Annotated in this window: 9 protein-coding genes; all 9 read right to left on the reverse strand. The window is 71.1% G+C overall.

Annotated elements, in window-relative coordinates; translation table 11 throughout:
* A partial coding sequence (locus tag ACTIR_RS26555; protein WP_034239452.1) for an acVLRF1 family peptidyl-tRNA hydrolase occupies nt 1–441 on the reverse strand: 441 nt, incomplete at its 3' end.
* A 69-nt stretch (nt 442–510) separates the two neighbouring features.
* The gene (locus tag ACTIR_RS0110945; protein ID WP_026454318.1) at nt 511–2,070 is read right to left on the reverse strand and encodes a deoxyguanosinetriphosphate triphosphohydrolase family protein; all 1,560 of its coding nucleotides are present in this window, start codon (nt 2,068–2,070) and stop codon (nt 511–513) included.
* Between the two features lie 376 nt (nt 2,071–2,446).
* On the reverse strand, nt 2,447–2,863 hold the full coding sequence (locus tag ACTIR_RS0110950) for a metal-sulfur cluster assembly factor (protein WP_019812438.1): 417 nt from the start codon (nt 2,861–2,863) through the stop codon (nt 2,447–2,449).
* The gene (gene sufU, locus ACTIR_RS0110955) at nt 2,860–3,312 is read right to left on the reverse strand and encodes a Fe-S cluster assembly sulfur transfer protein SufU (protein WP_007024599.1); all 453 of its coding nucleotides are present in this window, start codon (nt 3,310–3,312) and stop codon (nt 2,860–2,862) included. The genes ACTIR_RS0110950 and sufU overlap by 4 nt, the downstream gene beginning before the upstream one ends.
* Nucleotides 3,309–4,613 carry a cysteine desulfurase gene (locus ACTIR_RS0110960; protein ID WP_026454319.1) on the reverse strand — a complete coding sequence of 435 codons (1,305 nt, stop codon included), beginning with the start codon at nt 4,611–4,613 and terminating at the stop codon, nt 3,309–3,311. Before ACTIR_RS0110960 ends, sufU begins: the two co-directional genes overlap by 4 nt.
* Nucleotides 4,614–4,635: 22 nt before the next feature.
* Nucleotides 4,636–5,406 (reverse strand): Fe-S cluster assembly ATPase SufC, encoded by a 771-nt coding sequence (sufC, locus tag ACTIR_RS0110965; RefSeq protein WP_026454320.1) that lies wholly within the window; start codon nt 5,404–5,406, stop codon nt 4,636–4,638.
* A 52-nt stretch (nt 5,407–5,458) separates the two neighbouring features.
* Complete coding sequence (sufD, locus tag ACTIR_RS0110970; RefSeq protein ID WP_026454321.1) at nt 5,459–6,664, reverse strand: Fe-S cluster assembly protein SufD; 1,206 nt, start codon at nt 6,662–6,664, stop codon at nt 5,459–5,461.
* A gap of 1 nt (nt 6,665) precedes the next feature.
* Nucleotides 6,666–8,111 carry a Fe-S cluster assembly protein SufB gene (gene sufB / locus ACTIR_RS0110975; protein ID WP_026454322.1) on the reverse strand — a complete coding sequence of 482 codons (1,446 nt, stop codon included), beginning with the start codon at nt 8,109–8,111 and terminating at the stop codon, nt 6,666–6,668.
* Nucleotides 8,108–8,986, reverse strand: coding sequence for a helix-turn-helix transcriptional regulator (locus ACTIR_RS0110980; protein ID WP_026454323.1), 879 nt, complete (start codon nt 8,984–8,986; stop codon nt 8,108–8,110). Before ACTIR_RS0110980 ends, sufB begins: the two co-directional genes overlap by 4 nt.
* Between the last annotated feature and the right edge of the window lie 174 nt (nt 8,987–9,160).

Raw genomic sequence — 9,160 nt, forward strand, 5'->3', positions numbered from 1 at the left:
CCGGCGGGCGAAGCGTTGCTGCGACCAGCCGCCCGCCGCGCTGCGGCCCTGCACCAGGTGCCGGTCGGTGCGGGAGACGGTGACGTGGCCGTTCTCGGCCACCCCGACACTGTGCGCCCCGAGCCGCACCAGCAGCAGTCCGACCCGCCGGGGCCGCTGCGCGTGGTCCACCAGCGGGTCGACGGCGAGCCCGTCCCGGACCCGCCCCGTCCCGTCCGCTTCGTCCGTCCCGTCCGGCCCGTCCGTCCCCAACGGCCCGAACGGGACCGAGACCGTGGCGGTGGTGCCGTCGCCCGCGGTCACGACCACCTCGCGCGGGCCGAGCGCGGTCTCCACGACGCCGTCGTTGCGCTCGGCGAACCGCGCGAACCAGCGGCGCAGCCGTTCCGGCTCCACCTCGACGACCCGGCCTCCGCCGGGGGCCTGTCTGGTCCGCGCCATACCGCCGTCCCTCCACTCGGTGCGGCCCCTCCACTCGGCCCGCCGCCCGCACCCACGGGCCGCGCGGGATCACAACACCGACGGCTCCGACCAGGGCTGCGCGGTCCGGCCGGTGATCGCGTCGAGCATCCCCTGGGCCTGGCTGTCGGTCAACGACGCCACGAAATCGATCACGGCGCGGCCCCGGGCCAGGCCCCGGATCGCGTCGGTGCCCCGGACCGGTTCCCCCGTCGCGCCCACCAGCAGCTCCGGGGCGGTCCGCGCGAGCGCGGCGTACTGCTCCTCCGCCAGCTCCACCAGGTCGTGCAACCGGCGGGGAAGCCGGGCCGACTCGTCCCGGTCGGCCAGCCACCCGTCCAGCGCGTCCACCAGACTCGCCACCAGACTGGCCTGGCCCCGTTGATGCAGCGCGAGATCCGCACGCTGCAACACGAACCGACGGTGCACGAACTTGAGCACCTGCACCTCGTGCCACTGCGCGGGCCGGAGCGTGACGTGCCCGGTCCGCGCCGACGGCGACGACGTGACCAGCACCCCGTGCACCAGCCGGGAGGTCCAGCGCGCCGAGAACGTCGCCGTGGCCTGTTCGGCCTCCACCGAACCGTCGAACGGGACACCGAGCAGCTCGTCCACCAATTCCCCGCGTACCCGGGCCACGGCGTCGGCGAAGGCGTCGTCGTCGGTGATCCACGAATCCTTGGCGTGCATCCGGCGCCGCAGGTACTCCAACGACCGGCCCGGCCTCCGGTGCCGCTCCCGCAGCTCCGCGTCCGGCAGCGCGGCGAGCTCACCGGCGGAGTCGAGCCAGCGTCCCAGTTCGGTCGCCACCTCGGCGTGCTGCAACACCCCGATCCGGTGGAAGTCCTGCAGATCGTGGATGGCGTAGGCGATGTCGTCGGCCAGGTCCATCACCGAGGCCTCGACCGTCTGCTGCCACGGTTCGATCCGGTCGGCGAACGGCGCCCGCGCCTGTTCCAGGTCGTCCAGCTCGGTCAGGTAGGTGGAGAACTTCGCCGAGCCGGTCCCCGGCGCCTCGGGAGGCTCGGCGGCGCCGCGCGGCGGCGTCGCCATCGACGAGGGATGGGGATGCGGCCGGTGCAGCCGGGCCCACGGGTACTTGGCGAGCGCCGCGCGCGTCGCCGCGGTGAGGTTGAGTCCCTTCGGCGTGGGGCCACCGGCCTCGGTGGTGGTGACGATGCGGAAGGTCTGGGCGTTGCCCTCGAACCCGTCGGCCAGTCCGTACCGGTTGCGGGCGATCCGGTCGAGCACCTGCTCCCCCAGGTGGCCGAACGGCGGATGACCGAGGTCGTGTCCCAGCGCGGCGGCCTCGGCCACGTCGGGCGCGCACCCGCCGAGCCCCGCGACCAGCTCACCCGACCCGTCGGCGGTGATCCGCTCGGTGATCGACCGGGCGACCTGGGCCACCTTGAGGCTGTGGGTCAGCCGGTTGTGCAACAACGCCGACCCGCTCGCGCTGACCACCTGGGTCACCCCGCCCAGCCGGGCGAAGTACGGCGAGGCGACCAGCCGGTCCCGGTCCGCGCGGAACGGGTCGGTGGCGAGTTCGGCGAACCCGTTCGCCTCGGCCGCCTCGTCCCGCCGTGTACGCCGCTGTCCACCCGATCCCATATCCGCCACCGTACCGACCCCCGCGAGCCGCCACCCCAATCCCGCGAGTCGCCACTCCAGGCCCGCGAGTCGACGCTCCAGGTCCGCGAGTCGCCACCCCAGGTCCGCGAGTCGCCACCCCAGGTCCGTGAGTCGCCGCCCCAGGTCCGCGAGTCGCCGCCCCAGGTCCGCGAACCGACCTTCCCGGATGTCCGGGGCGCGGACCACCCGGCGCACCACGGCGCCGCCGAGTGCCCCGCGGGACACACGCACGCGGGCACGGGAACACCACGACTGTGGCGTCCCGTGCCCGCGTCCGGGTGGCTGGTGTTCGGTTGTGTCAACTCGCCCGCACGGAGCGCCGACTCGCGGGTTCCGAGCGGCGACTCGCGGGGGATCAGACCGTGAAGCCCAGGGCCCTGAGCTGTTCGCGGCCGTCGTCGGTGATCTTCTCCGGGCCCCACGGGGGCATCCAGACCCAGTTGATCCGGAAGTCGTTGACCACACCCGCGCCGCCGGTGAGCACCGACGCCGTCTGGTCCTCGATCACGTCCGTCAGCGGGCACGCCGCCGACGTCAGGGTCATGTCGATCGTGGCGGTGTTGTTCTCGTCGACCTGCACACCGTAGACGAGGCCGAGGTCGACGACGTTGATCCCCAGCTCGGGGTCCACCACGTCGCGCATGGCCTCCTCGACGTCCTCGATCTTCGCGACGTCGGCACCCTGCGGCGCCTGCTCGGGCAGGTCCGCCGCGGTGCGGCCCTCGCGGTGCTCGGGCGCGGCCGCCGTGTCGGCGGTGTCGGTCTCGCTCATGATGCTTCCACCTCACTCGTCGACGTCTTGCCCACAGCGTCCTTGAACGCCATCCAGCCGAGCAACGCGCACTTCACCCGTGCGGGGTACTTCGCCACGCCGGCGAAGGCGACGCCGTCCTCCAGTACGTCCTCGTCCGGTTCCACCTCGCCACGACCCTGCATCAACTCCGTGAAGGCGTCCAGCCGCGCGAACGCCTCCGGGAGTTCCCGGCCGATCACCAGGTCGGTCAGGACCGAGGTCGAGGCCTGGCTGATCGAGCAGCCCTGCCCCTCGTACGACACGTCCGCGACCGTGTCGCCGTCCAGCCGCACCCGGAGGGTCACCTCGTCCCCGCAGGTCGGGTTGACCTGGAAGGACTCCCCGTCGTACGGCTCACGCAGGCCGCGGGCGTGCGGATTCTTGTAGTGGTCCAGGATGATCTCCTGGTACATGGAGTCCAGGTTCACCGCCGATCCCCCTCCGGGCCGTGGACACCGAAGAACCGCTGTGCCTCGCGGATCCCGTCGGCCAGCGCGTCCACCTCGGACAGCTCGTTGTAGAGGTAGAAGCTGGCACGCACGGTCGCCGGGACGCCGAAGGCACGGTGCAGCGGCCACGCGCAGTGGTGGCCGACCCGCACGGCGATCCCCAGGCTGTCCAGCACCTGGCTCGCGTCGTGCGGGTGCACCCCGTCGATCACGAAGGACACGGCCGCTCCCCGCGACTCCGTGTCGGGCGGTCCGATGATGCGCACCCCGGGGATCGCGGACAGCTCGGACAGCGCCCTGGCGGTCAGGGCGTGCTCGTGCTCGGCGACCCGGTCCATCCCGATCGCGGACAGGTAGTCCACGGCGGCGCCCAGGCCGACGGCCTGCGACGTCATCGGCACCCCCGCCTCGAACCGCTGCGGCGGCTCGGCGAAGGTCGAGCTCTCCATCCGCACCAGCTCGATCATCGACCCGCCGGTGAGGAACGGGGGCATGGCCTCCAACAGCTCCCGGCGCCCGTAGAGCACGCCGATCCCGGACGGACCCAGCATCTTGTGCCCGGAGAACACGGCGAAGTCGACATCGAGCGCACGGAAGTCCACCGGCAGGTGCGGGACCGACTGGCAGGCGTCCAGCACCGTCAGCGCACCGACCTCGCGGGCCCGCCGCACCAGCGGCGCGACATCGTTGACCGTGCCGAGCACGTTCGACTGGTGGGCGAAGGCCACCACCTTCGTGCGCTCGGTGATCAGCTCGTCGAGGTTCGACAGGTCGAGCCTGCCCTCGTCGGTGACGCCGAACCAGCGCAGGCTCGCCCCGGTCCGTTGGCACACCTGCTGCCACGGCACCAGGTTGGCGTGGTGCTCCATCTCGGTGACCACGACCTCGTCCCCGGGGCCGAGCGCGAACCGCGCCGACTCGGGACCGGCCGTGGCGGAGTTGCTCATCGCGTAGGCGACGAGGTTGACCCCCTCGGTGGCGTTCTTGGTGAACACCACCTCACCGGAGTCGACACCGACGAACCGCGCGATCGTGGCGCGGGCGCCCTCGTAGGCGTCCGTGGCCTCCTCGGAGAGCTGGTGCGCGCCCCGGTGCACCGCCGCGTTGGCGGTCTCGACGTAGTGCCGTTCGGCGTCGAGGACCGGCGCGGGCCGTTGCGAGGTCGCCCCGGAGTCCAGGTAGACCAGCGGCTTACCGTCCCGGACGGTGCGCGACAGGATCGGGAAATCCGCGCGCACCGCCGGGACGTCCACCGGACGCGGTTGGGCCGTCGTGCTCATCGTCTCTTCCGTTCCGCCCGACTCAGACGCTCGCGGACTCGGCCTTGTCGAGGTACTTGACGTAGCCGGTCTCCTCGAGCTCGTCGGCGAGCTCCTTGCCGCCCGACTCGGCGACCCTACCGCCCGCGAACACGTGCACGTAGTCCGGATTGATGTGCTTGAGGATCCGGGTGTAGTGGGTGATCAGCATGACGCCGACGTCGTTGTTCGCCTTGTGCTCGTTGACGGCCTCGGAGACCACCCGCAGCGCGTCCACGTCCAGGCCGGAGTCCGTCTCGTCCAGCACCGCGATCTTCGGCTTGAGCAGGGCGAGCTGCAGGATCTCGTGGCGCTTCTTCTCCCCGCCGGAGAAGCCCTCGTTCACGCTGCGCTCGGCGAACTCGGACGGGATCTCCAGTTTGCCCATCTCGTCCTTGACTTCCTTCACCCAGTGGCGCAGCTTCGGCGCCTCGCCGCGCACCGAGGTCGCCGCCGAGCGCAGGAAGTTCGACATCGACACGCCGGGGACCTCGACCGGGTACTGCATCGCGAGGAACAGCCCGGCACGGGCGCGCTCGTCCACGCTCATCTCGAGCACGTTCTCGCCGTCGAGCAGCACCTCGCCGGAGGTGACCTGGTACTTCGGGTGCCCGGCGATCGCGTAGGACAGGGTCGACTTGCCCGAGCCGTTCGGGCCCATGATCGCGTGGGTCTCGCCCGACCGGATGGTCAGGTTGACGCCGGTGAGGATCTCCTTGCTGCCCTCGTCGGTGACGACGTCGGCACGCAGATCCTTGATTTCCAGTGTGGCCATGCCTCTTCGTTTCTCTCGTTCGCGTGTGTGTCGGGTGGGTGTGCGTGCCGGGTCAGACGCCGATGGCCTGCAGCTCGTCCTCGATCGCCGCTTCGAGGCGCTCGCGCACCTCGGGGATGTCGATCTTCATGAGGATCTCGTGGAAGAACCCCCGCACCACCAGTCTGCGCGCCTGGTCCTCGGGGATGCCACGGGACTGCAGGTAGAACAACTGCTCGTCGTCGAACCTGCCCGTCGCGCTGGCGTGCCCGGCACCGGTGATCTCGCCGGTCTCGATCTCCAGGTTGGGCACCGAGTCCGCGCGGGCGCCCTCGGTGAGCACCAGGTTGCGGTTCAGCTCGAAGGTCTCGGTGGCCTCGGCCGCGGCCCGGATCAGCACGTCGCCGATCCACACCGCGTGCGCGCTGTCGCCCTGCAGCGCACCCTTGTAGAGCACGTTGGACTTGCAGTGCGGCACGGCGTGGTCCACGAACAGCCGGTGCTCCTGGTGCTGGCCCGCGTCGGCGAAGTGCAGCCCGAGCATGTCGACGTCCCCGCCGGGGCCGGCGAACGTCGCGGTCGGGCTGACCCGCACCAGGTCACCGCCGAGCGTGACGACGATGTGCCGCAGGGTGGCGTCCCGGCCGAGCCGCAGGTGCTGTTCGGAGACGTGCACCGCGTCGTCGGCCCAGTCCTGCACGCTCACCACGGTGAGGTGGGCACCGTCGCCGATGACGAACTCGACGTTGTCGGCGTAGGTGCCCGAGCCGACGTGGTCGAGCACGAGGGCGGCCTCGGCGAACGCCTCCGCCCGGATCTGCACGTGCCCGTAGGCGGTCTCGCCCTCGCCCGGCCCGGTCAGCCGGACCGTGGACGGCGCGGACGCCTTCGTGTCGCCCGGCACGGTGACGAGCGTGGCCTTCTCGAACGACGAGTACGCCTGGGCGGCGATGCGGTCGCTGGGCGTTCCGGCGGCACCGAGCCGCTCGTCGTCCCGGCCGACCGTCTCCACCCGGACCTCCGGCGCGGTCTCGGCGTCCACCGTGACCTGGCCGGTGGCGGCCGCGGAGCCGTCGTGCAGGCCCCGCAGCCGCTTCATCGGGGTGAACCGCCAGTTCTCCTCGCGCCCGCTCGGGACCTCGAAGGCCTCGACGTCGTAGGAGGTGAACCGCTCCCCACGGGAGACGGCGGGCACCACCGCCTCCGCGGCGGAGGCGGTGGTGTCGGCGCCCGGGGCGGGTGCGCCGCCGGGCGCGGTGTTGTTCTCGGCGACCGTCATGTCAGCCGACGGCTCCTTCCATCTGCAGTTCGATCAGGCGGTTCAGCTCCAGCGCGTACTCCATGGGCAGCTCGCGGGCGATCGGCTCGACGAAGCCGCGGACCACCATGGCCATCGCCTCGTCCTCGGTCAGCCCGCGGGACATCAGGTAGAACAGCTGGTCCTCGCTGACCTTGGACACGGTGGCCTCGTGGCCCATCGACACGTCGTCGTTGCGGATGTCCACGTACGGGTACGTGTCCGACCGGGAGACGGTGTCGACCAGCAGCGCGTCACACTTCACCGTCGAGCTCGAGTGGTGCGCCCGCTTGTTGACCTTCACCAGCCCGCGGTAGGAGGTGCGGCCGCCGCTGCGCGCCACCGACTTGGACACGATCGTCGACGACGTGTGCGGCGCCATGTGCACCATCTTCGCGCCCGCGTCCTGGTGCTGGTCCTCGCCCGCGAAGGCGACCGAGAGCACCTCACCCTTGGCGTGCTCGCCGGTGAGGAACACCGACGGGTACTTCATCGTCACCTTGGAGCCGATATTGCCGTCGATCCACTCCATGGTGGCGCCCTCTTCGGCCTTGGCGCGCTTGGTGACCAGGTTGTACACGTTGCCCGACCAGTTCTGGATCGTGGTGTAGCGGCACCGGCCGCCCTTCTTCACCACGATCTCCACCACGGCCGAGTGCAGCGAGTCCGACTGGTAGATCGGCGCGGTGCAGCCCTCGACGTAGTGCACGTAGGCACCCTCGTCGACCACGATCAGCGTCCGCTCGAACTGGCCCATGTTCTCGGTGTTGATCCGGAAGTAGGCCTGCAGCGGGATGTCCACGTGCACGCCCGGCGGCACGTAGATGAACGAGCCTCCCGACCACACGGCGGTGTTCAGCGCGGAGAACTTGTTGTCCCCGGCCGGGATGACGGAGCCGAAGTACTCCTTGAACAGCTCCGGGTGCTCCCGCAGACCCGTGTCGGTGTCCATGAAGATGACACCCTGGGCCTCCAGGTCCTCCCGGATCTGGTGGTAGACCACCTCGGACTCGTACTGGGCGGCGACACCGGCGACCAGGCGCTGCTTCTCCGCCTCCGGGATACCGAGCTTGTCGTAGGTGTTCTTGATGTCCTCGGGCAGGTCGTCCCAGCTGGTGGCCTGCTCCTCGGTGGAGCGGACGAAGTACTTGATGTTGTCGAAGTCGATCCCCGACAGGTCCGCGCCCCAGTTCGGCATCGGCTTGCGCTCGAACAGGTTCAGCGCCTTCAGGCGCGCGTCGCGCATCCACTCCGGTTCGGACTTCTTCTCGGAGATGTCGGCGACGACCTCCTCGTTGAGCCCGCGGCGGGCGCTCGCGCCCGCCGTGTCCGGATCGGCCCAGCCGAACGCGTAGTTGCCCAGGGAGTCGATCGTCTCTTCCTGGCTCAACGGCGCGGTGGGATTGCGCTGCTCGGCAGCGGCAGTCATGCGGTTGTCCCTCCGTTCGGAGTTCGGCTGTCAACATCTGCACCGGCTGCGCCACCGGCACCGGACGGGCCGGCGACACCGGATGTGCCGTCGGCGCCGTCGAGGCCGTCCGCGCCCGTCCGCGGCAGGTGCTGACGTCTCCCTTCGCTACCCACCGGCTCGGCGGGTACGTGTGTGGTGCACGCGGCGTCGCCGCGTGCGATCGTCGCCAGTCGCTGCACGTGTGTGCCGAGCAACTCGGCGAATGCCTCGGTCTCCGCCTCGCACAGCTGCGGGAACTCAGCCGCCACGTGCGCGACCGGGCAATGGTGCTGGCACAGTTGCGCCCCGGTCGACTCGTCCGATGTTCCCACCTGACGGGTCGACGCAGCGTAGCCCTCCCTGGTCAGCGCCGTCGCCAGGGCCTCGGCCCGGGCGGTGGCGCCGCCGTGCCGGGTCACCGCCTCACGGTGTGGCCCCACCAGCGCCGACACCCGGCGCTCGGCGAAGGCCCGGACCGCCTCCTCCCCCGCGTGCTCGGCGAGGAACCGGATGGCGGACACCGCCAGATCGTCGTAGGCGTGCCCGAACCGCGCCCGCCCCTGCTCGGTGAGCAGGAACAGCTTGGCGGGACGACCCCGCCCCCGACGTTGCCTGCGGGAGGACTGCCTCGTCTCCGCCTCGTGGTCGGCAACCAGCGCGTCGAGGTGCCTGCGGACCGCGGTGGTGCTGATCCCCATCTGCTCGGCGACGGCGACCGCGGACAGCGGCCCCTGTTCCAGCAGTAGTCTGGCCACCTCGTGCCTGGTTCTCCCCTCGGCGGTCGTGTGGGCAGGACCGTCCCCACCGGTGGCGGTGTCGCCACCGCGCCGGTCGGACGTCCCGTCGTTTTTCACAACATGATTGTGTCGTATTTCGGCGCGGCGGGCAAAGTCGGCCACGAAGTCGAGTGACCCGATTCACCGGGCGGGCGGGTCGATACGCTCACGGCGTGGTTTTCGGCAACGGCGGGCCCGCGGCCCGCACGGGGGGCGCCCGGGGCGACACCGGCGCGCGCGAGGGCACCGGCG

The sequence above is a fragment of the Saccharomonospora iraqiensis subsp. iraqiensis genome (genome assembly GCF_000430445.1).
GTDB lineage: Bacteria > Actinomycetota > Actinomycetes > Mycobacteriales > Pseudonocardiaceae > Saccharomonospora > Saccharomonospora iraqiensis.

What these genes read in the sequence shown, in the direction of transcription:
- ACTIR_RS0110945 (WP_026454318.1), bottom strand. Translation starts at nt 2,070, where the DNA reads ATGGGATCGGGTGGACAGCGGCGTACACGGCGGGACGAGGCGGCCGAG.
- sufC (WP_026454320.1), bottom strand. Translation starts at nt 5,406, where the DNA reads ATGGCCACACTGGAAATCAAGGATCTGCGTGCCGACGTCGTCACCGAC.
- ACTIR_RS0110960 (WP_026454319.1), bottom strand. Translation starts at nt 4,613, where the DNA reads ATGAGCACGACGGCCCAACCGCGTCCGGTGGACGTCCCGGCGGTGCGC.
- sufB (WP_026454322.1), bottom strand. Translation starts at nt 8,111, where the DNA reads ATGACTGCCGCTGCCGAGCAGCGCAATCCCACCGCGCCGTTGAGCCAG.
- ACTIR_RS0110950 (WP_019812438.1), bottom strand. Translation starts at nt 2,863, where the DNA reads ATGAGCGAGACCGACACCGCCGACACGGCGGCCGCGCCCGAGCACCGC.
- sufD (WP_026454321.1), bottom strand. Translation starts at nt 6,664, where the DNA reads ATGACGGTCGCCGAGAACAACACCGCGCCCGGCGGCGCACCCGCCCCG.